At 61.5% G+C, this 25,047-nt stretch carries 21 protein-coding genes; 2 read left to right on the top strand and 19 right to left on the bottom strand.

Annotation, left to right across the window (positions count from 1 at the left end; genetic code table 11):
* Nucleotides 1–73 precede the first annotated feature (73 nt).
* Entirely contained in the window at nucleotides 74–2,005 is a 1,932-nt protein-coding gene (locus CAL28_RS06740) for a tyrosine-type recombinase/integrase (RefSeq protein WP_197913183.1), read from the top strand.
* A 37-nt stretch (nucleotides 2,006–2,042) separates the two neighbouring features.
* Here CAL28_RS06740 and CAL28_RS30290 read toward each other — a convergent pair whose 3' ends face one another.
* The 3 genes from CAL28_RS30290 to CAL28_RS06730 form a co-directional block, all read right to left on the bottom strand.
* The gene (locus CAL28_RS30290) at nucleotides 2,043–2,633 is read right to left on the bottom strand and encodes a Dyp-type peroxidase (RefSeq protein WP_269475623.1); all 591 of its coding nucleotides are present in this window, start codon (nucleotides 2,631–2,633) and stop codon (nucleotides 2,043–2,045) included.
* Between the two features lie 16 nt (nucleotides 2,634–2,649).
* A complete protein-coding gene (locus CAL28_RS30285) occupies nucleotides 2,650–3,003 on the bottom strand; it encodes a Dyp-type peroxidase domain-containing protein (protein ID WP_425357293.1) in 354 nt (117 codons plus the stop codon).
* A 169-nt stretch (nucleotides 3,004–3,172) separates the two neighbouring features.
* Nucleotides 3,173–3,826 carry a substrate-binding domain-containing protein gene (locus CAL28_RS06730; protein WP_012112376.1) on the bottom strand — a complete coding sequence of 218 codons (654 nt, stop codon included), beginning with the start codon at nucleotides 3,824–3,826 and terminating at the stop codon, nucleotides 3,173–3,175.
* Nucleotides 3,827–3,945: 119 nt separating this feature from the next.
* On the opposite strand from CAL28_RS06730, the gene CAL28_RS06725 reads away from it, so the two are divergent.
* On the top strand, nucleotides 3,946–4,239 hold the full coding sequence (locus tag CAL28_RS06725; protein WP_012112375.1) for a helix-turn-helix domain-containing protein: 294 nt from the start codon (nucleotides 3,946–3,948) through the stop codon (nucleotides 4,237–4,239).
* A 23-nt stretch (nucleotides 4,240–4,262) separates the two neighbouring features.
* Here CAL28_RS06725 and CAL28_RS06720 read toward each other — a convergent pair whose 3' ends face one another.
* The 16 genes from CAL28_RS06720 to CAL28_RS06645 all read right to left on the bottom strand — a co-directional run bounded on the left by CAL28_RS06720 (nucleotide 4,263) and on the right by CAL28_RS06645 (nucleotide 25,047).
* The gene (locus CAL28_RS06720) at nucleotides 4,263–5,153 is read right to left on the bottom strand and encodes a LysR family transcriptional regulator (RefSeq protein ID WP_012112374.1); all 891 of its coding nucleotides are present in this window, start codon (nucleotides 5,151–5,153) and stop codon (nucleotides 4,263–4,265) included.
* Between the two features lie 186 nt (nucleotides 5,154–5,339).
* The gene (locus tag CAL28_RS06715) at nucleotides 5,340–6,857 is read right to left on the bottom strand and encodes a thymidine phosphorylase family protein (RefSeq protein WP_046482877.1); all 1,518 of its coding nucleotides are present in this window, start codon (nucleotides 6,855–6,857) and stop codon (nucleotides 5,340–5,342) included.
* Nucleotides 6,854–8,212 carry an MBL fold metallo-hydrolase gene (locus CAL28_RS06710; protein WP_012112372.1) on the bottom strand — a complete coding sequence of 453 codons (1,359 nt, stop codon included), beginning with the start codon at nucleotides 8,210–8,212 and terminating at the stop codon, nucleotides 6,854–6,856. Before CAL28_RS06710 ends, CAL28_RS06715 begins: the two co-directional genes overlap by 4 nt.
* 35 nt (nucleotides 8,213–8,247) lie before the next feature.
* The gene (locus tag CAL28_RS06705; protein WP_012112371.1) at nucleotides 8,248–10,626 is read right to left on the bottom strand and encodes a D-xylulose 5-phosphate/D-fructose 6-phosphate phosphoketolase; all 2,379 of its coding nucleotides are present in this window, start codon (nucleotides 10,624–10,626) and stop codon (nucleotides 8,248–8,250) included.
* A gap of 38 nt (nucleotides 10,627–10,664) precedes the next feature.
* On the bottom strand, nucleotides 10,665–11,561 hold the full coding sequence (locus tag CAL28_RS06700) for a ribose-phosphate pyrophosphokinase (protein ID WP_003050021.1): 897 nt from the start codon (nucleotides 11,559–11,561) through the stop codon (nucleotides 10,665–10,667).
* 203 nt (nucleotides 11,562–11,764) lie between these two features.
* The gene (locus CAL28_RS06695; RefSeq protein ID WP_003296535.1) at nucleotides 11,765–12,781 is read right to left on the bottom strand and encodes a lipid A deacylase LpxR family protein; all 1,017 of its coding nucleotides are present in this window, start codon (nucleotides 12,779–12,781) and stop codon (nucleotides 11,765–11,767) included.
* 53 nt (nucleotides 12,782–12,834) lie between these two features.
* The gene (locus CAL28_RS06690; protein WP_012112369.1) at nucleotides 12,835–13,329 is read right to left on the bottom strand and encodes a universal stress protein; all 495 of its coding nucleotides are present in this window, start codon (nucleotides 13,327–13,329) and stop codon (nucleotides 12,835–12,837) included.
* Between the two features lie 86 nt (nucleotides 13,330–13,415).
* A complete protein-coding gene (locus CAL28_RS06685) occupies nucleotides 13,416–15,167 on the bottom strand; it encodes a PHA/PHB synthase family protein (protein WP_254926032.1) in 1,752 nt (583 codons plus the stop codon).
* Between the two features lie 180 nt (nucleotides 15,168–15,347).
* Complete coding sequence (gltS, locus tag CAL28_RS06680; protein WP_046482864.1) at nucleotides 15,348–16,553, bottom strand: sodium/glutamate symporter; 1,206 nt, start codon at nucleotides 16,551–16,553, stop codon at nucleotides 15,348–15,350.
* Nucleotides 16,550–17,791: an acetate/propionate family kinase gene (locus tag CAL28_RS06675; protein WP_046482862.1), complete on the bottom strand. Its 1,242-nt coding sequence runs from the start codon at nucleotides 17,789–17,791 to the stop codon at nucleotides 16,550–16,552. The genes gltS and CAL28_RS06675 overlap by 4 nt, the downstream gene beginning before the upstream one ends.
* Before the next feature lie 76 nt (nucleotides 17,792–17,867).
* The gene (locus CAL28_RS06670) at nucleotides 17,868–18,620 is read right to left on the bottom strand and encodes an SDR family NAD(P)-dependent oxidoreductase (RefSeq protein ID WP_094840683.1); all 753 of its coding nucleotides are present in this window, start codon (nucleotides 18,618–18,620) and stop codon (nucleotides 17,868–17,870) included.
* 43 nt (nucleotides 18,621–18,663) lie between these two features.
* Nucleotides 18,664–20,085, bottom strand: a complete 1,422-nt coding sequence (locus tag CAL28_RS06665) for a bifunctional enoyl-CoA hydratase/phosphate acetyltransferase (RefSeq protein ID WP_094840682.1) — start codon at nucleotides 20,083–20,085, stop codon at nucleotides 18,664–18,666.
* The gene (locus CAL28_RS06660; protein ID WP_094840819.1) at nucleotides 20,082–22,586 is read right to left on the bottom strand and encodes a DUF3141 domain-containing protein; all 2,505 of its coding nucleotides are present in this window, start codon (nucleotides 22,584–22,586) and stop codon (nucleotides 20,082–20,084) included. The genes CAL28_RS06665 and CAL28_RS06660 overlap by 4 nt, the downstream gene beginning before the upstream one ends.
* Nucleotides 22,587–22,671: 85 nt before the next feature.
* Nucleotides 22,672–23,418 carry an acetoacetyl-CoA reductase gene (gene phbB, locus CAL28_RS06655; protein WP_003296527.1) on the bottom strand — a complete coding sequence of 249 codons (747 nt, stop codon included), beginning with the start codon at nucleotides 23,416–23,418 and terminating at the stop codon, nucleotides 22,672–22,674.
* Entirely contained in the window at nucleotides 23,408–23,869 is a 462-nt protein-coding gene (locus CAL28_RS06650) for a phasin family protein (RefSeq protein ID WP_094840681.1), read from the bottom strand. The genes phbB and CAL28_RS06650 overlap by 11 nt, the downstream gene beginning before the upstream one ends.
* Nucleotides 23,870–23,916: 47 nt before the next feature.
* Entirely contained in the window at nucleotides 23,917–25,047 is a 1,131-nt protein-coding gene (locus CAL28_RS06645; protein WP_003296525.1) for an ABC transporter permease, read from the bottom strand.

Raw genomic sequence — 25,047 nt, 5'->3', positions numbered from 1 at the left:
CGGTTTGTTGCTGGGGTTGGATCGGGATGACCAGCAGCATCGGGCCTAAGTCCAAGACTTAGGAGCTTCGATGATGGCACTCTCTGATCTGACTGTGCGGCAAGCCAAGGCCGCTGACAAAACCTACAGCCTCCCCGATACCGATGGCCTCGGCCTGGTGGTCGCCCCTACCGGCGGCAAATCGTGGCACCTGCGCTACTACTGGCTCGGCAAGCAAAAGCGCATCTCCCTGGGCAACTACCCCGAGATCGGCCTGCGTGAAGCGCGTACCTTGCGCGACGAAGCCCGCGCACTCTTGGCTAGGGGCATCAACCCTCACACCGACCGCAAGCAGAAACGCCATGCCGTGAAGCTGGCGGCCGACTACACGTTCAAGGCGGTCTTCGATGCCTGGGTCGAGCATCGGCGCAAGGAACTCAAGGAAGGCCGTCAAAGCACCCTCTCGCAGATCCTGCGGATTTTCGGCAAGGACGTGCTGCCCGCCCTCGGGAAGATGTCGATCTACGACATTCGCCGGCCCCAGCTTCTGGGCGTCCTGGCAAGAATCGAGGAACGCAAGGCTTTCACCACGGCAGAAAAGGTCCGCACCTGGTTGAGCCAGTTGTTCCGCTATGCCCTCGTGATCGTCGAGGGGCTGGAGGCCAATCCGGCTTCTGACCTGGATGTGGTGGCGGAGCCCAAGCCTCCGGTGAACCACAACCCGTACTTGCATTTGCCCGAGCTGCCGGAATTCCTTCAGAAGCTCCGGCTCTACAACCCGCGTGGCTGGCAGACCCAGCTCGGCATCCGGCTGCTGTTCCTGACCGGGGTGCGAACCGGCGAGCTGCGGCTGGCGACCCCGGATCAGTTCGACCTGGACCGCGGCCTCTGGATCATTCCGCCCCAGATCGTCAAGCAGCTTCAGGATGAGATGCGCAAGGCCGGCAAGCGCCCCCAGGATGTGCCGCCCTACATCGTACCGCTGTCCCTTCAAGCCATCGAGATCGTGAGCTACCTTCTGGGGGTGATACGGCCGGCCCAGCGCCACCTGCTGGCGCACCGCAGCGAACTCAAGAAGCGCATCAGCGAGAACACCCTCAATGCCGCCTTGAAGCGGATGGGCTACGAGGACCAACTGACCGGCCACGGCATCCGGGGAACGATTTCGACGGCGCTCAACGAGATCGGCTACCCCAAGATTTGGGTGGACGCGCAGCTCTCGCACTCCGACCCGAACAAGGTGAGTTCGGCTTACAACCATGCCAAGTACGTTGAGCCGCGCCGCCGGATGATGCAGGACTGGGCGGATCGCCTCGACCTGCTCGAACAGGGCCAGGTGGAGGCGGCCAGCGCGCACCTCACCATTCACATCGAGGGCGTGCCGGCCATGGCAGAGGAGGACAAGCCCGACGCCATCGTTGCAGCGTCCTCTGCGGCACCCGTTCCGTCGATGGTGACCGCTCCCATCGTCGTGACGCCGAACGACGGGAGCATCACGTTCCAGCGGCTGTCGCAGGTGCCGCCGCCTCCGACGCATGCGCCAGAACCGGAAGTATCTGCCATCCAGCGCGAGCGCGAGGAAATGCTGGCCATCTATGAATCGCCGAGCAGCCTGCCGGTCCCCCTGTTCGGCAAGTTGGCCGGGAAGTCCAAAGACCAGATCAACCGCGAGTTGAAGGCCGGCAAACTGCTATCCGTCAGCTTGGGCAACCGGGGCCAGCGAGTTCCCGATTGGCAACTGGTGCCGCTCAAGCACAAGCTGGCCCAGGTGCTCATGCGCCAGTGTCCGCAAGCGGATTCGTGGGAGCTTTACCGCATGCTGACCCGGCCACACCCGGACCTGGGCGATCGCGCGGCCATCGATTTGGTGACGCCAAGCAATCTGGGCATGGTGGTCCAGGTCATCGCAAGCGGCCAGTTCCATGCGAATGCGCCAGAGACAGTCCCACCGCGGCCTATCCCAGAGGAGGTGCGGCAGAGCGTTCGCCGAATGGTGGACAGCGCCGTGGTTCTGGACGGCGCATAGGGCTACCAGCCCTTGCGGGCGCCTTGCGGCCCCCGCGCTACGCTTGTACAGCCTGCACGAGTTCGCTCAGCGTGCGCGGGGCGGACGCAAAGAACACGGCACCAGTGTGCGCCGTCGAGAAATCGAGCAGGCGGTCGTTCATGCCCGGCGGATCGCCGAGGAACATGCGCTTCAGCATCTTCTGCGTGACGCACAGATGCCTGGAGTAGCCGATGAAGTAGGTGCCGTATTCGCCTTGGCCGGGGCGGCCAAAGGGCATGTTGTCGCGCAGGATGTCGTGCTCGGTACCGTCAGCACCCACGATCGTGGCGAGGGTCTTGTGCGACTTCTGGCCGCTCGTCGCATCGGGCAATTCGATATTGCTGACGATCTCCCGGCCGATGATCTGCTCTTGCTGGTCCTCGGGAAGCCGAGCCCACGGCTGCATTTGATGCAGATACATCTGCACCACCACGTAGCTCCCGCCGGCGAATTCCTGATCCTCACTGCCGACCAGCGTGGATGCGCCGATTTCGTGCCCGGTCGGATTGGCTGTGCCATCGACGAAGCCAAGGAGATCGCGGGAGTCGAAATAGCGAAAGCACGCCACCTCGTCGGCCACCGTCACGCTGCTGCCCAATTGGTCCAACAGCAGGCGCTCGAATTCAAAGCAGAGGTCCTCGCCCTCGGCCCGGATATGAGCCGGGCGTGGCCGGCGCGGTGTGCTTCGCGCCCTTGATGGGTGCGAAGGGACGCAGTTCTTTCGGGCGCCTTCCGGCCTGGAAACGGTCCCACAGCGCCGATCCCAGGGGGGTGATGCACGACAGCCGGCCGTTGAGATCGCGAAGAAAGCCCACCGTCTTGATCAGGTCGTCCAGGCCGTCCAGGACGCCGGCGACCGCCTGCAGGGACTCTCGGCCCTCGGCGACCGTCAATGTGAGAAACACCGCCGCGCGCGACAGTGGCGCATCGATGCTTTGCGAGTCGATGGGTACTCGGTCCCAACTACTTCCAACCATTGGCATCTCCATAAGGCCGGTTTAATTCGTCATGTTGCCAGAGATGAAAACGCGATGCTGGCGCATTGACAGCGCGTGCCGTTGCAATTACCAGGAAGCAGTGAATTCCCGCGCCGATTACGGATGCCTGGCGTCGGCATCTGAGTGGAGAGCACGCAGCGCGAGTGAGCTATCGGGTATTCGAGTAGGCCGCGCTATCTTTGGCAACCTGCATCGCCCTGCGCTCGAACAGCTCAGAAATGGCGCTGGCTCGCTCCCTGGGCCGCTGCAGATGTGTCACGACCTCGTAGGGAGCATCAGAAAGCGGCCGCATGGTGATGCCCCAGGCATGGGCGCGCTCAATACGCGATTGCGCAGAGATCCCGACGCCATAGCCAGCGGCGACCCATAGCGCCAAAATCTCAAACGAAGTGACATGCTGCATGCTCTGCTCGCTCAGCGGCGGGAAGGAGGACAACCGCTGATCCAGCAGCGGGCAGGTCTCTGCTTGCCAGCGAAACCCGGGGTAGTCCAGAACCTCGGCGGTCGTGAGCGTTGCCCGGCCAAGCAAGGAAGACCGCAATGGCATGGCGACAGCCATGTTATCGATCCACAAAGGCTGGCTTCTCAGGAACGGAGCACTCACGTGCCGAAGCGATATTCCTGCGTCATAGCGGCCTTCTTCAAGGCCGATCACCAGGTCGTCACCCGAGGCTTCAAAGAAGGCGATGGGGGTGTCCGGCTCTTCCGTGCGCTGCAGGGCGAGAAGCGTGGAGAGGCATGAGGACGGCACCCCGGGTGCTATAGCAAGCCTGAAATGAGAAAACTGGCTGGTGGCATGCATGAGGACCCCCAAGAAGCGATCTGGCCAGGAAGGCGAACCAACATCGTGGTTAAGAGTGAAGTTTAACGTCGTTAAAAATAACGTGGTTAATTTTGGAAGATTGTTTGACGCTTCTGCTAATGCAGAAATCAACAATCCAGCCAGGCCGCCCTACTGGCACATCAACGTATGAATCCGAGTCGGCGTTGGCCTTCGGACAGGCCGTGCGCGCTGCCCGCGTCGCTCAGGGAGTCGCGCAAGACGAGTTCGCGTCTCGGGCAGTCATCTCGCGCTCGCACATGGGCAAGATCGAGCGCGGTGAGCACGTGCCCACACTGCCTCTCATACTGAGAATTTCTACGGCGCTCAGGATAAGCGCGGCTGAACTGATGACGGCGACCGAACGCAATCTGCGTGCCGAAACCGATCCTTGAGGATGTCCGCCGGCAGGACTCCGTCAACCGTCGGACGAGTCGCGTAACCGAGCGATAAACCGCTCCAGCGAAGCCGACAAACTGTTGCTTTCAGGCCGAAGCAAGTAGGTGGTGATCACCGCGGAATCCATCGCCAAGGGACGAATCACCACATCCGGCCATTGGCAGACCGGAATCTTGGTCGCCGTCATGAAGCCGACGCCATATCCTGCACCGACCAGCGTGAGCATCATGTCCAGCGAAGACACTTCCTCGACGATGTTCAGCTTGTGCTCCAGCACCTGCAAGAGCCGCCCCAATTCGCGGCAGTACCCCTCGCATGCGTGAGGGTCGCACAAGACAAGCGGATGCCCCCGGAGTTCATGAAGTGGGACCTTCTTGTGGACGAGCAGCGCGTGCCGAGCTGGCACGGCGATCACCAACGGATCCCGCCAGATGGGTTCGGCAACAATGTCGTCACCGACTTCGGCCGTGTGCGCGAATCCGATCGTGAAGTCGCCTGACCGCAAGCCGCGTAGCTGCTCGGCCAACGGCACCTCGGATAGGCGTATCTCTATCTCCGGTTCCTCTGCGCGGCAGCGGACCAGAAATGCTGACAGTCGAGGATCGATCGCACCATCGGACACTGCAATGCGCAAGCTGCCTCGCAAGCCTGAGGCGACAGCCTTGGCGTTTTCTCGTGCCTGCTCCAGGACGGTGAGCAGGCGTCGAATATCCTGCAAGAAGGCAGCACCTGCTGCGGTCAGAACGGTTCCACGGCGATTTCGGTCGAAAAGTACCACCCCCAGTTCGTCTTCAAGCTCTTTGATGGCGCGAGATAAAGGGGGTTGCTCGATATGCAGGCGCTCGGCGGCCCGTGTGAAATGAAGCTCTTCGGCCAAAACGATAAAGCAACGCAGGTGTCGCAGTTCCATGAGCAATGTTCCTATTCAGACGCTGACGACCTCCTTCTATTTGCTCCACGCTATGCAGGTTGAAAACTTCTAGGCGATGTTTTTTGCATATGCTCTTTGAGCACGAGATGTAGGCGTTCAACTTTTCCAAACGAGAGGCCGGGCTGTGTTTGACTGAGCATTCAAGAGCCCTGTTTATCTACGGCGCTAAGGTTCAATCTTTACGATGTCACCAATGTCATGCACGTATGCGAGTGCATAGGCCATCTCTCCAGAGGTTTGCGCATGCAAAAACATCAATGATTGTCCGCGTGTTACCTCGTCACCTAAGCGCACTTGCAATTGAATCCCTGCGGCTGGACTCTCAGGCGCTCCGGCTAATTTGGCTAAACGGGACAGCTTACGGTTGTCGATGTGTACTGCTCGGCCTGAAGTGGTTGCCAAAAGCGGTTCGACATAGAGAGCTTGGGGCGGCTCACGAAATCCCCCCTGAGCCGCGCAGATTCTCTGAAATTTTTCCCAGGCGCGGCCACTGCTGATCGTCTCGTGAGCCAACCGAAGTCCGTCCCCTTCTTTGGCGACACCGCCAAGCTCAAGCACCGCGCCCGCGACCAACGCCACGCGGTCACATAGGTCTTGCGGCGCATCCGCCTCGTTGCGCAATACGGCCAACACGTCGCGCGCCTCCAACGCCGGGCCGATACCTCTGCCGACAGGCTGATTCCCGTCTGTAAACAGGCAACGCAATACAAGGCCAAATGACGCGGCGACTTCCGAAAGGTGATGCGCAAGATGCTCGGCAGTTTCCCGGCTGCGGACTTTTGCGGTTGGCCCAACCGGAATATCGATCACGATGTGGGTCGCCCCTGCTGCAATCTTCTTGGATAACACCGAGGCAATCAGTTGTCCTTGCGTGTCGATATCCAGTTCACGCTCAATACGCACGAAGATGTCGTCCGCGGGGCTGAGGTGCATCGCGCCGCCCCACGCCACGCATCCACCCTCTTTCTCCACGACCTTTCTGAGCGTATCCAGGTCCAGGTCTACAGGAGCCAGCGTTTCCATGGTGTCCGCGGTGCCAGCGGGAGAGGTGATGGCGCGTGATGAGGTCTTGGGCATCACCAATCCATTGGCTGCGGCGATGGCAACCACCAACGGCGTGGTGCGATTTCCCGGTAATCCGCCCACGCAATGCTTGTCCACAACAATCGGAGCCTGCCATTGCAGGTGATCTCCGACATCGACCATCGCACGGGTGAGATGGATGGTCTCTTGCATATCCAGAGGCAGTACCGCCGTTGCGGTCAGGAAGGCCGAAAGTGCGACATCGGTATAGCGACCATCGACCACATCACGGACGATCGCCTGCAACTCCGTCGTTTGCAGTCGGTGGCCGTGAATTCGCGCACGCACGGCCGACAACGATTCGAGCAGCGGAGGATGCCGAACCTGCACAAGATCGCCCTCATGAATGTCCAGGGCATCCCAGGCGGCCTCGGACAGAGCGATCTGTCCGGTTTTGAGCAGATCGCTGTCGATTTGGTACAGTAGCGCTTGCACAGTGCGGTCGCCGGCAATGATCAGTACCTGTGACCGCGGTGCCAGCCCTTCGGCACGGCAGACATGGCAATCGGTACGCATCAAGACGACGGGTTGATGCTGGGCATGCAGTCGCATGCGCAATGCTTGCAAGGCGGGTGTCTGGGGAGTGATGCGGGCACTCACAGGGCGAACTCCTGGTTTTGCATGGGCACCGATGCGTGCCATTTGAGTTCGCGCTGAATACGTTCGCGCAGCGCCTCGGAGGCATTGGATTCACCATGAACAATGAACACCCCTTCCGGCGCCCGGGTAAAGCCGCCCAGCCAACGCATCAGTTCATCGCTGTCGGCATGAGCCGACAACATCGCAAGCTCGGCGACCTCCGCCTTGATCGGCATCCAGCGCCCATGAATTTTGACTTCGCGAGCGCCCTCAAGCAGCTTGCGTCCGCGCGTACCTGCTGCCTGGAATCCAGAGAACAGCAGCGTGTTCTGATGACTGCCGCCAAACGCTTCTATGTGATGCAGCACGCGGCCACCGGTGGCCATGCCGCTGGCGGAAATAATCACCTTGGGGTAGCGATTCGCCGATAGCGCCTTGGACTCTTCAACGTCGCGCATGTATGTGACTTCTGAGAATGCCGCCTCGAAATCGTGTTGTGCGAGCTTGTGGTCGTCGGCATGGCGGTGCAGCAGCGCAGTTGCGCTGGTGGCCATGGGACTGTCCAGATAGACGGGCACGGTGCGGAGCCGACCGCGCTGTCGCAACAGCCATAGGTCATAGATCAACGACTGCGCGCGTCCAACGGCAAAAGCGGGAATCACTACGGTGCCTCCGCGGCGAGTCGTGCGCTCGATGATGTCGCCCAGCGCTTCGACGGCATCGGAACGGTCATGACGACGATTGCCATAGGTGGACTCGATGATGATGTAGTCCGCTGCCGTGACGGGTTCAGGATCAGGCATGACCACATCGTCATAGCGCCCCAGGTCGCCGGAGAACACCAAACGCTTGCCGCCAATGTCGATCTGAACCGTCGCCGCCCCAAGAATGTGACCAGCGCTGCGCAGCAGTAGACGGGCATTGCCCGGCAATTCCGTCTCTTGATGCAGCGGCACCGGTTTGAACTGCAGGAGCGCACGTTCTGCATCCCGAACCCGATACAGCGGAAGGGCTGGCTTGTGTTTGGAAAATCCTTTTCGATTGGCGAACTCGGCGTCCTTCTCTTGCAACCAGGCACTGTCGAGCAGGATGAGTTCGGCGACATCTCGCGTGGCTGAGGTCGAGAAAATCTTCCCGCGGAACCCGTCCAGCACCAATCGGGGCAGATACCCACAATGATCCAGGTGCGCATGCGTCAGTACGACCGCATCGATGTCCTTGGGTTCAACGGCCAGGCGCTGCCAATTAAGTTCGCGCAGGTTTTTCAATCCCTGGAACAGTCCGCAGTCGATCAGGATGCGGGTATTGCCATGGGTGATAAGGTGCTTGGAGCCGGTGACGGTGCCGGCACCACCCAGGCTGGTCAATGAGAGCATGTATTTGTCTCCTCTCTTGTTGGTGGGTTGTGAAATCAGGAACCGGCGCGGTCGCCGCGGACCGCGTCAGAACCACTTGAAATTCGCGCGTCGGTCGCGGCCGCAGCAACCTGCGAACTGTTCCAGCCGGTCACTTGCGCAGCCGCATAGATGGCGTCCGCCCAGGTGCAGCGGTTGGCGATCAGCATTCCAGCCACATCGAGTGTGCCGCCGCGGTTGATGTAGCCCAAAGCCCGCGTCTTCGAGGGGCCGCTGTCAATGCGGCGCAGCACGCCCAGCATCGGCTCAGGGCGGGTATGGCTCATCAACACGCGCGGCAGGTGAGGCGGGAAGAGCGCTTGCAGTGCTTCGTCACCGAGCACGAAGGCGGCCTCAAGGTCGTCTCGTGGAATGCGCAGACGGCCGGGCTCGATCGCCACGGTGACGCACGACGTAAACCCATGGTGCCCCAGGCGGGCGTGGGCTTTGAGCGCTTCCTCCAACTGGTAGGCGCCAATCGCCACGAACTGCAGTTGTGCTGTAGCCGGATCGCCGGCTACATGGGCTGCGCCGTGCTCGATCAGCGATTGAGCGGCGGCGGCATTGAAGTGATTCGGCGTGTCGCGCTTGGAGACCACAACACAAGCCACTTGGCCCCGGCTGGCGTAGACCGCTCGCAGCGCGGCGCACGCCGTGTTGGCATCCACCGGGAACAACACGCGTGCGGTGTCCGACATCTCCCCCAGCAATGCTTCGCCAATGGTCGGGTCCTGGTGTGACTGCTCGTTCTTGCTGTTCTCCCAGGTGTGGGATGTGACGATCAGCGGGACGGAGATCCAGCCTGGCGGCTGGCCCAGTTCCTTCTGCCGACGCGCGAAGATGATCTCCTGGCGCATCAATCCAAGCATCTTGACCGCGAAGGCCTCGTAGCTGACGATCAGGTTCAGCCCCCCTTTGTTGGCGAGGGCGGCGGCCGCAACGGCTTCTTCATTGAGTGCGGTGACCACCGAGCCATCCGTCGATTCCGGGGCGCCGGGTTCGGGCACGTTGACGCGGTGCCTGAGCAGCGCCAGCGTGGCACCCATCTTGTTGCTGGCCAGTTCATCGGGATTGCCGATCCGGATGCGCAACTGTGGATTTGCCTGCACTAGCTCCACGAACCAACGGTCCAGTGCGGACATGGCGCTGCCCGACACCTCGGTTGGCACCCAGGCCGGCATCGGCAGATGAGGGCTCGCTGGATGGCGTCGGGCCATGGGGTGCTCGCTTTCGCGCGAGCGCTGGCTCTGGCCGTGATTCGCCAGGACGGTGAACGCGTTTGCCAGTTCGCTCTCAGGCACGAACAGCGCCGCAGCCCCTGCGTTGAAGGCCTCGCGTGCCTGCGCATCCTCGCGCGGATTGCCGTTCAGCGGCAGGTTGTGGGCGGCATTGGTCGCCGCGCCCGGGAAGCCAAAACCTTTCTCCGTCTCGGCGATCACGTAAGGCAGCTTGACCGGATAGCGCCGATCCGAGCGTGCAGCGAAGGCGCTCAGCGTGTCTTCGGCTTCAACAATGGCCCATGCGATCGCCACTGGATCGCGTCCATCGACGATGACGGGATCGAAGCCGTTGTGGCGCAGGTCTTCGGCCAGCCAGGCAGCGCCACCTTCCTGCACGATCTGGGTGCGCTGCTCGATGCGCCGTCCGTTGAGAATCATGACCGGGATGGCGAAGCCGCAGTCCTCGGCGCGCCACCAGCGCGGCGCCCAGTCCGAGCCACGTTGTTCCTCGAAAGCGCCATCACTGAGGAATGCCACCAGGCTTTCTCCCGGCAACGGCGTGTGCACATACTGCAGCCCGGCGAACCCCAGATAGCCGCCTTCGGAGATCGCGCCGGCCGTGTTCGGCCCGGCATGGCTACCCAGCGGTACCGCGGGCCGACCCTGCTTATCGATGGCATAGGAGTAGAAGTCCGCGATCAGGAGCGACAGGCCCGCCTCGCTGCGGTCGTAGCGTCCACGCTGGGCGGCGGATACATCGCCGGTCAGTGCGTTCACCGCCTCGATCGCGGCCACGCAGTGCCCCTGCCCCATGAGCCAGCCGCGTGTCGTCCCGGTCAGCGCGTTGGCCAACAGATAACCCACGAAGGCTGGCACCATGTTGAGCGAGCCGCCGGTGTGGCCTTCGGGCGTTTGTTTGAAATCATCGGAGCCCAGTGGGCAGCCGCTTCGGTCGATGCGCCGGGCATAGGTCATATGCGCCACTACGCTCATGGCCGTGCAGGCCACCCGGTCGGCTGCAGCCAGCAGCGCATGGGCCGAGGCTTCGTCTGCTATACGCCTTTGCGCGACCAGACGTTGCACTAGGGCCTGCATACGTTCGATGGTTTCAGACCTGTGCGCGATGGGCCCGTAACCAGCACGCCAATCGGTTGCGAGGTTAGCTTGAGAGGACATTTCAGGTCTCCTTGAAAATAGTTGGATCGATAAAAAGATCAGCCTCGCGGATCGGTTTTCCCGCTAGAGAGAGCGTCGGCAATCAGCGAAGCGAGACCAATCCGGTTGCTCGGATGCGGTACTGCGTCGGTGGACGTAATTCGGGCAAACAACGGTGTCAATTGGGCCCAGGCATCCTCGGCGAACAGGGCATGCACCACTACGCACTCCGGCTTGCGCATTCCTTGCTCGGCGAGCTTGCGCGCCGCGACGGCGAGCGTGCGGCCTGATGATGCGATGTCGTCCACAAGCACCGGCGTTCTGCCGCGCCAGATCGACAGGTCGGGAACATCGATGTCCACGCTGCGATCGCCATGGCGTGTCTTGCGAAGCACAGCGTGCGGTACGCCGATGCGGGACGCGATGGCGCCGGCCCACTGCTCGCTTTCCTCGTCGGGGCCCACGATCAAAGGTTCTTCGACATGATTCGCGATCCAGTCGGCCAGCAGTGGTGCGGCATGCAAGGTGATGGTGGGGATCGTGTAGACCGCTGATAGTGTCGGATAGCGGTGCAGATGCGGATCCACCGTGAGCAGCTTGTCGAAGGTCGATGAGACCAGACGTGCGAAGGACCGCGACGTCACGCTTTCTCCGTCATGGAATCGCTTGTCCTGGCGCATGTAGGCCAGATACGGTGCGATCAGGTTCACCTCTTGCGCGCCAAGTTCGCGCGCCGCGTCAGCGGCAAAAGCCAGAAGCAGGAACTGCGGATCAGGATGGGCCAGCGTGCAAATCACATCCACGATCCGATCGGCAGGTTCGCCATGCAACCGGACATAGCTCTCGCCATCGGGGAATCGGCGCGTTTCGATGCGGCCGGCTTCGCTGCCGCATGCCTGCGCGATGCCGCGGGCCAGATCTTCATTGCCGGGTAGGGCCAGGGTGAGTCGTTGCATCCATTTATCTCCTTATTTGTTGTCCTTGGTCTCTTATCGAGCGCGGGTGCCTTATCGTTCAGCTCGCTGTGTTCACCTTGCCAACTGGCTAATGACGACGGCATTGGCAGTACTGCGTCGACGTGGTAGCTCCACAAGCAACCAGGCTCTTGTCATGAACAGCAACAGAGTGGCTTGCATGGCGTTCAAGGAATCGATCTGCATCAGAATCGCCGTCCTACGGTGATCGTTCCGTAGACCGGGATTTCCTTTTGTCCACGAAATTCGCGGGTGCGGTGGTAGCGGGCTATCGCGATGCGCCAGTTGCCCTGAGTCATCGCGATGCCATAGCCCACATCGGCCACGAATGGCCGTTTATCAACACTATGACTGGACTTGAACGTATTGCCGTCCAACGTGATGTCGTGCAAAACCCAGCGACCGTCGAGTGCCACGAACAGGTGCCCGTTCCAGTTGCTGCCAGCGGTCTTACGCACGGGCGAGGTGTTTTCTCCAGCCGGGCGCAGCGGTGCGGTGCCTAAGTCGTCCGGCAGGCGTAGGCCATAGCGCAGTTCTCCGCCGACATTCGCGTAGGTGGCGAAATTGCCCAAGCTGCCGCCCCAGTGGCGGGTCAGATCCCAACCCCAACCGCTGACGTTTTCTTGCCTGATGACTCGTGTTCGGCGTTCGTGGAGCAACTGCAGCACGGGTTCGTCGCGCAGTTGATGTCTCCAGCCATTGAATCTGTCCACTCCGACGGTGTCATGCCACCAGTTCTGGACTTGCCTGGCCTGGGAGGAGGGCCCCACCACCCCCACGCGGAGTTGCGAAGTGCGCAGCGTATCGCCCCGCCTCGCGTTATAGCCAAGGCTCAACATCAAGGCGCCCGCGAAAGGACGATCATCCTTGATGAGATCGCTGCGCGTTTTGTCGTTCGGGGTGTACATCATCTGCCCGAAGCCGATGGTCATGTTCTGTTCGTCGAAGCCTTGGGGTTGGAGCATCGTGAGAAAGCGATTCAGCCCACGGACGAGACGCGGTAGACAAGGGTCATCGCTATAGTCCACGAGGTTGGGGGAAACCCAACTGGCGAGAAACCCGTTGGAGTACCCTTGATCCTGTCCCATGCCGCCGAACATGTCGTTGTCGATCCGCAGATTGAGCGTTCCGGTCGAGCGCAGCGGATTGTCACGGTGGCAGGACTGTGCCTGCGCGCAGGCACTCAGCGACAGCAGCAGCAAGGTAGCTGCGACTCTGAGCCTCCATTCAGCGAGGTCAGTGGGCTGAACTTTCGTCACGCTGGCATGCCACCGTGCCCAGGGGTTGCAGTAGCAATGACAGAATGGGGCTGGCGTACCAGCATCACGGGAACCGGTGCGATCCGAGCGAGCTGCTCGGCATCGCTTCCCAGCAGCAGCCTGTCCACGCCCCGACGTCCGTGGGTGCCCAGCACCACCAGCTCGCATCCGGTAGCCAGTGCCTGCTGCGCGATAAGTACCGAGACGCGCTCGCCCTTGCTCTCCAGAAGGACGGTCTCTACCGTCAAGCCTTCCTGTCTCAGCCAGAGCGCCGCCTCGTCGAGCAGCTTCTGCCCGGCCGCCAGGAAGCCTGGCCTTACTTCTTCAAGGTAAATTCTCGGCCTCTCGAAGCCGTTGCTGTGCTTCATTTCCTCGATAATGTGCAGCAAGATGATGGTTGCACCGCTTAGGCGTGCCAGCACCGCGGCGTGGTGGAGGGCCAAATTGGCGGTAGAACTTCCGTCGAGCGGAACCAGCAGTCTTGAGTACATGAATGTCTCCAGTTATCAAAGTAGGTGGGGTGTCGAATAGATATTGCGCATAGCGTGTCGCAATAGCGGACGCGGTATGCGCGTATTCAGCTGCGTACATATTTCCCCGGGGCGTCGCAAATAGTGGGATATCCACGGGATTCGGCCCCCATGAGCGGAGGCGCAACACCTTCACCAGAGCGCTCTCGAAGCCATGCTGACCATGCCGGCCACCACGAATCTAGATGCGTCTGTGCAGTGGCTTGCCACTCGTCCGGCGCCATGTATCCATCACCGGCCGCGCGGGTATGGATTTGATATTGGCGCTTACCTCGGCCGGGCTCGCTCACGATGCCGCCGTTGTGTCCTCCAGTGGTCAGCACGAAAGTCAGCTCGGCCGAAGACAGGAGATGCAGCTTGTAAACCGAGCGCCAAGGCGCAATATGATCCGAGGCAGTGCCGACGCAAAACACCGGCACAGCGATGTCTCCCACTGAAACGGGGCGACCCGTGACGGGATAACGCCCCGCGCTGAGATCGTTATTCAGGTAAAGGCGTCGGAGATACTGCGAATGCATCTTCGCGGGCAGGCGAGTCCCATCGGCATTCCAAGCCATCAGGTCGGTCATTGGCCGGCGATCGCCCAATAGGTATTCGTCAATCATGCGAGACCATATGAGATCGTAGGAGCGCAGTAGCTGAAAAGCTCCGCTCATCTGGTCGGAGGTCAAATAACCGGTTTGAGCCATGCTGGCTTCCAACAGCGCCACTTGACTCTCGTTGATGAAAAGACTCAGCTCGCCCGGTTCGCTGAAGTCCGTCTGTGCGGCAAGCAGGCTTACCGACACCAGCCGCGTATCGCCATCACGCGCCATGGCTGAAGCACCAATGGCCAGTAGCGTTCCGCCCAGGCAATAACCAGCCGCGTGGATTCCCTGCTCGGGGACGATGGATGTCACGGCGTCCAGCGCCGCACGCAAGCCGAACTCAAGATACTCATCCATGCCCAAATCTCGATCCTCAGCATCCGGATTTCTCCAGGAGATGCAAAAAACCGTATGCCCTTGCGCAACCAGATACCGTATCAGCGAGTTATGGGGAGATAGATCGAGTACGTAGTACTTCATGATCCAGGCAGGAATGATCAGTATTGGCTCAGGATGGACTTTCGCGGTAGTGGGCGTGTATTGAATCAACTCGATTAATTGATTCCTCAGTACGACTTTTCCTTCCGTCACCGCCACGTCGCGCCCAACGACGAAGTTCTCGGTTCCCGCAGGAGGCTCACCGGATAGTTGTCGGCGCAGGTCATCGAGAAAGTTGGACATGCCACGCGCCAGGTTGGCGCCTTGTTCTTCTATCGTTTTTTTCAGGACAACGGGGTTAAAAAGCGCAGAGTTGGTCGGCGATACCATTTCCAGCCATTGCTTTGCGCCAAACGCCAATAGGCGTTCGTGTTGTGGATCAACACCCCATACACCTTGCGTGGCTTGCTCCCACCATTTGGATTGAATAAGAAAGGAACTGCGGAAAAGGTTGTAGGGCCATTGATCCCATGCCGGATCGTTGAAACGACGGTCATTGGTAGGTGACGGTTCAGGAGATGCAACTTCCTGGTCCGGACTGACCAAGCTCTTTTTCAGCAGAGACATCCATTGCTCAGACAAGGAGCCTGCAAAAGACAAAAGCTCCGATTGCTTTCCGGGGCTGTTCGCTAAATGGCTTGCCCAGTCCGTCCAAGCCAACAGCGACGATTCAGGTGAAATTGAGGACCAAGCCTGGGCCCAAGCCATATGCGCTTGCATATCCAGTGCCGGAACGATTGTCGATGAAGTATTACCTTTCTTGTTTTTTGTCAAAACGCATTACCTCAATTGCTATTCAAATAGATGGAGCGCCCTCGTTTGAACACGGGGGTAGTTGTGCTCGCTTGTGTTCATGCACACCGGCACTCATGTCACCAGCGCTTTTGCGATGACACCGTGCCAGCGTGCTAGAGATGTCTCCGCCTGCCGGCGCATTCCGTTAATTCTTTCGTCTTAACCGGCCATCAGGCTGATCACCAGTGCGTTCGCAATGTCGATGACGAACCCGCACACCAGGGGCACCACAATGAACGCCTCGCGCGCAGCGCCATGCTCCCGAGTGACCGCCGTCATGTTGGCGATGGCGGTGGCGGTAGAGCCCAGCGCGATTCCGCCGAAACCGGCACACATCACTGCAGCCTGGTAATCCTTGCCCATTGCCCGAAAAACGATCAGAAAAACGAACGCGATGACCAAGATGATCTGCACCAGCATCGCCACCGTGATGAAGGCAAGCACAGGCTGCAGTTCCCAGAGCCTGAGCCCCATCAGCGCCATGGTCAGAAACAGGCCCAATGACATGTCGGAGACCAGGGCGATGCCTGGCTGCATGCTTGGCCAGTTCCATAAACGCCCGCGCCCACTCGGCCTCATCCAGTCGGCCACCATGCGCAGGAGAATTCCGGCCAGCAGGCAGCCCACAAAGGCGGGCAGCGTGACAGGGGTAAGCGCGACCAAGGCATTGATTCCTGAGCCCAACATCAAGGCGCAGTTGAGCCAGAGCAATGCCAGCAGCACGCCGTAGTAGTCCAGGCGGGCATGCTGCTCATCGCTGTGCAGCGTGCCAATTTCCAGGGCGCTGTCTCCGGAGGCTCGAAGTCGATGCCTGCGCATGAGCAGACCTGCGATCGGGCCGCCGATGGTGCAGGCCGCGATCAGGCCGATCATGTTCGCCGCCAACCCCAGTTCCTGCGCTTGCGCAATGCCGAGGTTTTGAACGAAGTAATCGGACCAGGCCAAGGTGGTGCCCACCCCTCCGGTCAGGGAAATCGAACCGACCATGAGACCGGCGCGCGGATCCAGGCCGAATGCGCGGGCCGTCTCCATCCCGACGAGGTTCTGCAGCACCATGAACCCGATGGCCAACCCCGACAGGATCAGCAAAGGCCGTCCACCATGGCGCAGTGTGCGGGCGTCGGTACTCAGTCCAATGGCGGCAAAGAAGTACAGCAGCAGCGCATCGCGCGCTTCCAGATCGAAACTGACCGTGACCCCCATCCCGTAGTACAGGACGAAGACAACCAAGGCGCAAGCCAAGCCGCCCACCAAGGATTCCGGGATGCTGTATCGACGCAAGATGCCCGAACGCGCTACCAAGCCCTTGCCCACAAACAACAGCAGAATGGCGAGCGTGAATCCATGGAAGGCATCGATCTTCATCGCACCTTCTCCCTGTCCAGGCAGGACAGCGCATGGCTGGCGGCGATCCACTCTTCATTGGTGGGTTCGATCGCCACGATGACCTGGCTGTGGTCGCTGGAAATCGTCGCCGCGTGGCTGGCATTGGCGTCGGTATCCAGGGCAATGTTCAGAAAACCCAGTGCCGCACCGATGCGCTCGCGAATGAACGCATTGTGTTCACCGACACCTGCCGTGAACACCAGCATGTCCAGACCGCCCAGAACAGCAACCAAGGCACCGATCTCGCGCACGATGCGACGCACGTAGAGGTCCAGCGCCAAGCGCGCTCGCTCACCCGTTTCACCTTCATCGTTCTCGTGCCGGACAATGACGCGCGGCTCGGCCGAGATTCCCGAAACGCCGAGCAGACCGGACTCGTGATAGAGGACACGCCCCACTTGTTCCAGTGAAAGCTTCTCGATCTCCATCAGGTAGAGCACGGCGCCTGGATCGAGCGCACCGGTGCGGGTGCCCATCATCAGCCCGTCAAGCGCGGAGAAACCCATGGTGGTGGCCACGCTTTTGAGTCCTTGCATAGCACACAGGCTGGCGCCACTGCCCAGGTGGGCAACGATGGTGCGCCTGCGCGCCGCGTCGCCATGGCGTTCGGGCAAAGCCTCAGCCATGTACTCATACGACAGGCCGTGAAATCCGTACCGGCGCAGACCGCGCTCCCATGCGGCGTAGGGCAACGGCAGGAGCTGCTCGAGCTTGGGGATGGTGTGATGGAAGCCGGTGTCGAAGCAGGCCACCTGAGGCAGCTCCGGCTGTTCGCGCAGCAGAATATCGATGGCTTCCAGCGCGAACGGCTGGTGCAGTGGCGCCAGCGGGATGTATCCCTGCAGATCGGTGAGCACCTGGGCGTCCACCCGCACTGGCTCGAAATACCTGCTGCCACCGTGGACGATCCGATGAGCGACCGCACCTATCCGGCGGCCGTCGAGCCGCTGACTGACGCGATCGCGGATGATGCGCAGCGCGGCACGATAGGGATGTGCCGTGTCCAGTTTGATCGGGAACGGCGCAACCCCGGTCTCTTCGAAATCCGGATCGGCGCCGCCGATTCCCAGCACTTTGCCATTCCACAACGCCTGGCGAGGCAGTGGCGTGGCCGAAGGGTCGAATACCGCAAACTTGATGCTGGATGAACCGCAGTTCAGTACAAGGATCAGTCCGTGCCCGGGGCGTCCGGAGCGGGCCGTGGTCGCATCCATCATGTCGTCCTCTTTTTGCCCGGCCACGGTGACGTCGCCACGGTGTTCGGATATGCCTGCACGCTCATCGTCGTCAGATTCAGCGTGCCGTATAGCCGCCGTCGGCGATGAGCTGGGTGCCCGCAAAGAAGCTGCTTCCTTCCGATAGCAAAAACGCCACGGCATGGGCGATTTCGTCCGGGGTGCCCAGACGGCCGATCGGATGCAGGCCAACAGCTTCCTGAAGGGCCGATTCGTCGAGGAAATCCAGGATGGGCGTCCGCACGTAACCGGGATGGATCGAGTTGATCCGGACTCCCTTGGCCGCATAGGCCAGCGCTGCCGAGCGGGTCAGCCCGGTAACAGCGTGCTTGGCTGCGACGTACGCTGGGTTTCCTGCATCGCCGACCACCCCCAGGATCGAAGAGACGTTGACGATGGCGCCGCCACCCGAACGCAGGATGGCGGGAATCTGATGGCGCAGGCCATAGAACACGCCGTTCAGGTTGATATCGATTACCCGGCTCCAGGCGGCAGGATCCAGTTCCCCCACTGGGCTCTGGTCGCCACTGATACCGGCGTTGTTGACCGCAAAATGAAGGCCGCCGAACATATCGACTGCGCAGGCCACAGCAGCCTCAACGTCATTGATGCGTGCCACGTCGGCCACATTGGCCACGGCTTGGCCGCCATCGGCGCTGATGAGCTTGGCGACGCGCTGCGCATTGTCGGCGCTGACATCCGAGACGACGACACTCACGCCGTTACTCGCAAGAAGTCGCGCGATGGCCTCGCCAATGCCGGATCCTGCACCGGTGACCAGGGCTACGCGGCCAGAAAATGAGTACTTCATAGTGTTTCCTCCAATGGGGTGGATACGTTGCTGATAAGTCGATTCACGGGGGTGACAGCCGATAGTGGTGCGCCAGCATCAGTGCAATCGCGCATGAGGCGATGCGTGTATCGCGCGAGTCGGCGCGGCTGGTCAGAATGACCGGCACTTTCGCTCCGAGGACGATTCCGGCGCTGGCTGCGCCGCCCAGGAATATCAACTGCTTGGCAAGCATGTTGCCGCTCTCCAGGTCAGGCACGACAAGGATGTCGGCCTGCCCGGCGACCTCGGAGACGATCCCCTTGGTGCGCGCAGCGGCGATGGAGATCGCGTTGTCGAAGGCCAACGGCCCGTCGAGCAGGCCGCCAGTGATCTGGCCGCGATCGGCCATCTTGCACAGCGCCGCCGCGTCGAGCGTGGCCGTCATCGTCGGGCTGACCGTCTCGACTGCGGCCAGGATTGCGACCTTGGGTTCGCGCACGCCGATCACCTGCGCCAGCTCGATGGCGTTGCGGATGATGTCTGCCTTCTGTTCCAGAGTCGGGGCGATATTGATCGCTGCATCGGTGACGATGAACGGGCGCGGATAGGCCGGTGTCTGCAACAGGAAGCAATGGCTGACCCGGCGCTTGGTGCGCAACCCCGCTGCTGCCGAAACCAGCGCGGACATCAGCTCGTCGGTGTGCAGGCTCCCTTTCATCAGGGCTTCGACTTCACCTGCGGCTGCCAAGGCGACGGCTTGCTGCGCAGCGGCGTGGCTGTGCGGGACGTCCACAATGGCGACGTCGGCCAGATCCAGCCCGGCCTCGGTGGCGACTGCTTCGAGCCGCCCTCGTGGCCCGACCAGCACCGGCTCGATCAACCCCGCGTGGCGCGCTTCAAGCGCAGCGGACAGGCTGGGGACATCGCACGGATGGACGACGGCTACCCGAATCGGTTGCAAGTGCGCGACATGCGCCAGCAGGTGCTGCAGGCCTGTGCGGCCCTGCGCATCCGGATGGATTTCCGGCAACGCCGTGCGCGTTCTTTCAATGCGCTCAGTGGGCGCTACGACCTCTACCTGGCCTTGGAAAATCGCCACCCCCTCCTGGCTGGTGCAGGTGCAGTCCAGCGTGACGTGATGGGTGGCCGTGTCCTTGCTGCTCACCTGCATCTGCACGGTCAGCCTGTCGCCGGGCCGAACGGCTCCGAGCAAGCGCAGGTTCTGGCTGACATATTGGGTTCCAGGCCCCGGCAGGCGTGTTCCCAGCACAGCCGAGATCAGGACGTTTGCACAAATGGCCTCCGTGGTGTCCCGCGAGGGCGAAGACACCGAAGATTCCGGATCCACATCGCCCGATTGCAGCGCGAACATGTGGATGTCTTGCGGCGAAAACGTGCGTTCGAGGCTGGCGCTGTCGCCGATGGCGATCTCGTCGAAGGTGCGGTTGCGCAGAACCTGCAATGCGTCGGCGGCGCCATCGACCGGTGCGGAGGACGTCGTCATTTGCCTTTCCCTCGCCGTGTTTGACTTGTCCGCGGGGCGGCTGGCGTCTTGGACACAGTTTTCTGCGCAGCAGTTTTCTTCTGAGGCGCCTTAGGCTTTGGAGAGGATGTCTTGGAGGTCGTGTTTATGGCCGGAGCGGAGGTGTCACTGGCGGAGCTCGGCATGGCTGGCGCCGCATTCGCATCCTCGACCGCAGCGGATGTGCCACTGGCAGAGCGTGGCATGGCGGTTGTCGACTTCGCGTCCACGACCGTAGCGGAGGTATCAGTGGCGGGACTTGTCACGGCGGGCGCCGAAGCCGCCTGCGCTTGGCGCTCGGCCTGCTCGAACAAGGTAGAAACCTGTTCCAGCCTGGCTTGTTCTTGTGCGGACAGCACACCGCCGCTGCCAATCACTTGCACGATCATTCCCGCCACCTGGCGGATGTCATCGGGCGCTATGCCGTTGAGCAATCCGGGGATGGCGGACACCGTGGCGTCCTCGTCGAGCCTCATGAGCAAAGCCTGCCGACGAACGAGGTGGCGAAAGACCTGCATGTCGAAGTCGTTTGCCAAATGGGGGCGCGCGACTTCCTCTGCGTGCCGGAAGTGCCGCCCGTCGGCCTCGCCACGCGCTGCAAGCACAAAGAACAGCGCCCGTATGGAGGCTTCGGTGATCCCGCCGCTGTGAATATCCGCTTCGAGCCGTGTCAACTCTTGCGCCAGATACTGGCGATGCTCGGGCGTCTCGCTGGGATGGGGTCGCGGCGGTGCATCGTCGTGCAGGCTCTGTCCAGTCATGGCCTGCACCAGCGGCAGGCTGTACAGCGTGTCAAACGCCTGTGCGTAGATCTGGTCGCGGCAATCACGGAATTGATCCAGCATCTGTTCGACGGCGGTGGAAAACTGCGCCTGCAGTTGCAGGAAAGGGTTGGCCTCGGAGACGGGCTGACGATGGTCGCGCACGTGTTGCGCAGCCTCATGTACTGCGGCGGCGAGCGGATGCCTGTCAGACCACAATTCATAGCCCATGCGCAGCGGATGCAGCGGCTCCAGCCACTTCGCACCCTGGTCCGTGACCAGGGCACGCATCCATGGCTGCACGAAGCTGCGGTAGCAAGCCAGGTTGACCTCGGAGATCCGCGCAACGGCGGCGAACCGGCGATCGTTCTCAGGGTCGGGACGGACGATCTCACGGACTTCATCGATGTTGCTGCGCTGGATCCGAGTCAGGTAGGCGTTCCCGGTCGGCTCGCCTTCCTGCGACCCGTCGGGATTTTCATCGACCAGCATGCGGTGGATACCGGCCGGCAGCACGTCGATGACGTCGATGTTGGCGGCGAACTCCTGGTGCTCTTTACGCCCGACGCTGCCGGAGACGAAGATACCCAGATGCCCGATGCTGTCATGGGTGGCGTAGACGATGGTCTGGTCATGCCCCATCACGTCCAGATCGTTGCGGTACAGATCGGTGATCCAGCCCAGGGCCTGGGGCGGTGGCGTGATGTTGTCCCCATAGGAGCAGAACACCACGATCGGCGAGCGAATATTGCGCAGGTCGATGCGCACGCCATCAGACGTCACCAGCTGCGCCGTACTCAGTTTGTTGCCGATGAACAGGTTATCGACGATGTACTGTATTTCCACATCGTTCAGGAACACGTGGCCGCCCCAGTACTTCTCGAATTGCAAGTAGCGCGGGCCTTCCGTGTCGACCTTGGCGTACAGGTTGTACTGTTTGCTCCACAGCGTATTGGCCGGGTCCAGGTTCTCGAAGTTCTGTACCAGCCAGGCGCCGTCGAAGCGGCCGGCGCCCAGATCGCTGGTCAATGCCGTCAACCAGCTACCGCCGGTCAGACCGCCCGCGTAGCGCATCGGCATGTCGCCCGCCCAGTACGACAGCGGCGCACCGGCCACGATGATCGGTCCGAACAGTTCGGGCCAGACGGCGGCTGCCATCAGGATCTGCCAGCCTGCCTGGCAATTGCCGATGACCGCAGGCTTGCCGCGGCTGTCGGGGTGCAGCTCGCCGACCTTGCGCACGAAGGCCGCTTCGGCGCGCATGACGTCTTCGACGGTCTGGCCGGGAACGGGATCGGGCAGAAAGCCTACGAAGTAGCAGGGATGGCCAGCCTTGAGGGCCGCGCCGACCTCGCTATCGGGTTTGAAGCCGCCGATGCCTGGGCCGTGGCCCGCGCGTGGATCGACCACCACGAACGGTCGCTTGTGGGGATCGCTCGGCGTGTCGGCTGGCGGCAGGATACGTACGAGGCCATAGTTGACCGGCTGCGGAAGGTCCAGCCCGGACATGATGACCTCAGAGGCGAAGTCGAGTACGTTCGGCGTCTGCTCCTGCAAATGCTCCTGGTACTGGTTGCCGCGTTGGCGGCGAACGTCGGCATACAGAATGGACCGCTGCCAGGCATCCACTGCATACTCGCTTGCCATCGCCGATAGTCGCAACGGGTCCCACAGCAACTGCCCCCAATCGGCCGTTGGTGATGTCGTGGTGTCTCGATTCATGGCGATGGGCATTCCCTCTATGATGAAACTGAAAAATTGAATGGAAAGGGGCCGCAGGCACATCGTCTTGCCGGCCCTTCCTCACTCAGTACATGTGCTGGCCACCATTCATCGACGCATTGCTGCCGGTCATGAACCCCGCAGACTCGCTGGCGATGAATGCAACCAGTGCGGCGATTTCCTCAGGCCGTCCCAGACGACCCACGGGAATACCGGCAACCACCTGCTTGACCACTTCCTCCGACATGCTCGTCACCATCTTCGTATCCAGATACCCCGGCGAGACGGTGTTGACCGTCACGCCCTTGCGCGCCACCTCCTGCGCGAGGGCTTTGGTGAATCCATGCATCCCGGCTTTCGCGGCGGAGTAGTTGGTTTGGCCGAACTGCCCCTTCGAGCCGTTGATGGAGGAGATGTTGATGATCCTGCCCCAGCCCCTTTCGAGCATGCCGTCAATGAATGGCCGAGTGACGTTGAAAACGGAGTCGAGATTGACGCGCAGGACCGCATCCCAATCGGCGTAGCTCAGCTTGCGGAACGTAGCATCACGCGTGATGCCCGCGTTGTTGACCAGAATGTCGATGTGGTGACCGTCTGCTTGAATGAGGCCGGCCAGCTCCTGGCAGGAGGCATGGTCGGCCACATCCGCGCCGTAGGCGATGAAGTTGTAACCTTCACCCGCCTGGGCTTCCAACCACGCGCCGATGCTGGCATTGCCTGGCGAGTGGACGACGATCACGGTATGGCCAGCATCGTGTAAGGCCCGGGCGATGGCCTCGCCCAGGCCACCGTTGCCGCCCGTGACCAGGGCGGTGCGTTGTTCAGCCGGCATTGCGGCCACCGGTCTTGCCCGGTGCCTCCTTGTCCTGGGCCGAGGCCCACACGGCTCCCCACTGTTTGAAAATATCCTGGAACGGGAGTACCGCATCGCCCTGGCCTACGGCCTGCGTAACCGATTTCTGCCAGTCTTGAATGGCTTTTTGCAGGCCTTGGGTGAAGGTTGTCTGGTTCTTGATCGCGACTTGTGTCAGCGCCTGCGCGCCGCCCACGTGGTGCTGAAACTGACGCCAGAAGGTTTGTGCGGGCAGCGTGGCCAGTTCCTGCCAGTTCTCCGCCTTAAGCAGGCTTTCGATTTCCGCGCCGGACTCGGCAATGCCGTCTTTGCCCGCGCGCACGGCGTTCTCCAGCCATTGCTGGCCGTTTTCCTGCATCAGGCGTTGGAGGCGCAGCTGCAGTTCCAGGTTCGCCTTGAACAGGTTGGGAGGGATGGTTTCATTGCTCATGGTCAAACTCCTTACTGGGTTGAGTGCCCACTCGGGCGGTCAAACGATCAGGCCATCTGGCCGATCGTTTTGCGAAAGCGTGCTAACGACAGGAAAAACAGCACCGTGCCGATCAGGGCCAGCGCCAGGAAGGGCTGCCATACCGTCTCCAGGCCAGCGCCCCGGTAGAGGATGGCCTGGCTCAGCTCCACGAAATGGGTGGTGGGTGCGATCAGCATGATGTTCTGCACGATCTCGGGCATGCTCTCGCGCGGGGTAGACCCACCCGAAAGCATCTGCAGCGGCATGATGGTGAGCATCATCAACATGCCGAATTGGGGCATGTTGCGCGCCAGGGTGGCGATGAAGATGCCCATCGAGGTGGTGGCGAACAGACTGAGCGCCGCGCCAGCGAAGAACAGCGCAATGGAACCCTCGACGGGAACGCCCAGAACGCCGCGCACCATGAGATTGAGGGACAGGAAGGAGGCGATCAGCACGACCAGGGCCATCGACCAGACCTTGGAGAGCATGATCTGCGCGGGCGTGACCGGCATCACCAGCAGGTGCTCGATGGTGCCGTGCTCGCGCTCCCGGATCAGCGCCGCGCCGGTCAGGATGATGGACAACAGCGTGATGTGGTTGATGATCTGCACCACCGAGCCGAACCAGGCCTTGTCGAGCGCGGGGTTGAAGCGGGCGCGCAATGCCAGATCCACGGGTGGCGCGTCGGTGCCGCGGTAACGCTTGACGAACTCATTGACTTCACCGGTGAAGATCTGCTGGATATAGCCACTGCCGGTGAAGGCCTGGCTCATGCGGGTGGCGTCGACATTGAGCTGCGCGGCGGGTGATCGCCCCGCCAGCACGTCACGCTGGAAGTTGGGCGGAATGACCAGGGCGAAGGTGTACAGCCCCGCATCCATGCCCGGGTCCACGTCCCCATAGTCGATCATGGCCGGTGGCGTGAACTGCGGCGGGTAGAAGGCCGAGGCAATCCGCTGGGACAGCGCCGAATTATCCTCGTCGACGATGGCGATGGGCGCGTTGTGCAGCGTCTCCGGCATGGACGTGGCCGAGGTGTAGACCGACGCGGTGAACACATAGACGATGAGTACGAGCATCATCGGATCACGCCAAAGGCTCCACAGCTCCTTGACACCGAGGTCGTAGATGTTGGCAACGTTTCTTCCGCTCAT

The sequence above is a fragment of the Bordetella genomosp. 11 genome, from assembly GCF_002261215.1.
Taxonomy (GTDB): domain Bacteria; phylum Pseudomonadota; class Gammaproteobacteria; order Burkholderiales; family Burkholderiaceae_B; genus Bordetella_C.
This window is presented reverse-complemented; position numbering and strand designations above follow the sequence as displayed.

Excerpts from the sequence above, each read along its gene's own strand:
- phbB (WP_003296527.1), bottom strand. The coding sequence starts at position 23,418 with ATGCCGGCTGAACAACGCACCGCCCTGGTCACGGGCGGCAACGGTGGC.
- gltS (WP_046482864.1), bottom strand. The coding sequence starts at position 16,553 with ATGAAGATCGATGCCTTCCATGGATTCACGCTCGCCATTCTGCTGTTG.
- CAL28_RS06650 (WP_094840681.1), bottom strand. The coding sequence starts at position 23,869 with ATGAGCAATGAAACCATCCCTCCCAACCTGTTCAAGGCGAACCTGGAA.
- CAL28_RS06665 (WP_094840682.1), bottom strand. The coding sequence starts at position 20,085 with ATGACGACGTCCTCCGCACCGGTCGATGGCGCCGCCGACGCATTGCAG.
- CAL28_RS06730 (WP_012112376.1), bottom strand. The coding sequence starts at position 3,826 with ATGCATGCCACCAGCCAGTTTTCTCATTTCAGGCTTGCTATAGCACCC.
- CAL28_RS06700 (WP_003050021.1), bottom strand. The coding sequence starts at position 11,561 with ATGCAACGACTCACCCTGGCCCTACCCGGCAATGAAGATCTGGCCCGC.
- CAL28_RS06690 (WP_012112369.1), bottom strand. The coding sequence starts at position 13,329 with ATGTACTCAAGACTGCTGGTTCCGCTCGACGGAAGTTCTACCGCCAAT.
- CAL28_RS06720 (WP_012112374.1), bottom strand. The coding sequence starts at position 5,153 with ATGGAACTGCGACACCTGCGTTGCTTTATCGTTTTGGCCGAAGAGCTT.
- CAL28_RS06725 (WP_012112375.1), top strand. The coding sequence starts at position 3,946 with ATGCAGAAATCAACAATCCAGCCAGGCCGCCCTACTGGCACATCAACG.
- CAL28_RS06705 (WP_012112371.1), bottom strand. The coding sequence starts at position 10,626 with ATGTCCTCTCAAGCTAACCTCGCAACCGATTGGCGTGCTGGTTACGGG.
- CAL28_RS06645 (WP_003296525.1), bottom strand. The coding sequence starts at position 25,047 with ATGAGCGGAAGAAACGTTGCCAACATCTACGACCTCGGTGTCAAGGAG.
- CAL28_RS06660 (WP_094840819.1), bottom strand. The coding sequence starts at position 22,586 with ATGAATCGAGACACCACGACATCACCAACGGCCGATTGGGGGCAGTTG.
- CAL28_RS30285 (WP_425357293.1), bottom strand. The coding sequence starts at position 3,003 with ATGGTTGGAAGTAGTTGGGACCGAGTACCCATCGACTCGCAAAGCATC.
- CAL28_RS06675 (WP_046482862.1), bottom strand. The coding sequence starts at position 17,791 with ATGATGGATGCGACCACGGCCCGCTCCGGACGCCCCGGGCACGGACTG.
- CAL28_RS06740 (WP_197913183.1), top strand. The coding sequence starts at position 74 with ATGGCACTCTCTGATCTGACTGTGCGGCAAGCCAAGGCCGCTGACAAA.
- CAL28_RS06670 (WP_094840683.1), bottom strand. The coding sequence starts at position 18,620 with ATGAAGTACTCATTTTCTGGCCGCGTAGCCCTGGTCACCGGTGCAGGA.
- CAL28_RS06710 (WP_012112372.1), bottom strand. The coding sequence starts at position 8,212 with ATGCTCTCATTGACCAGCCTGGGTGGTGCCGGCACCGTCACCGGCTCC.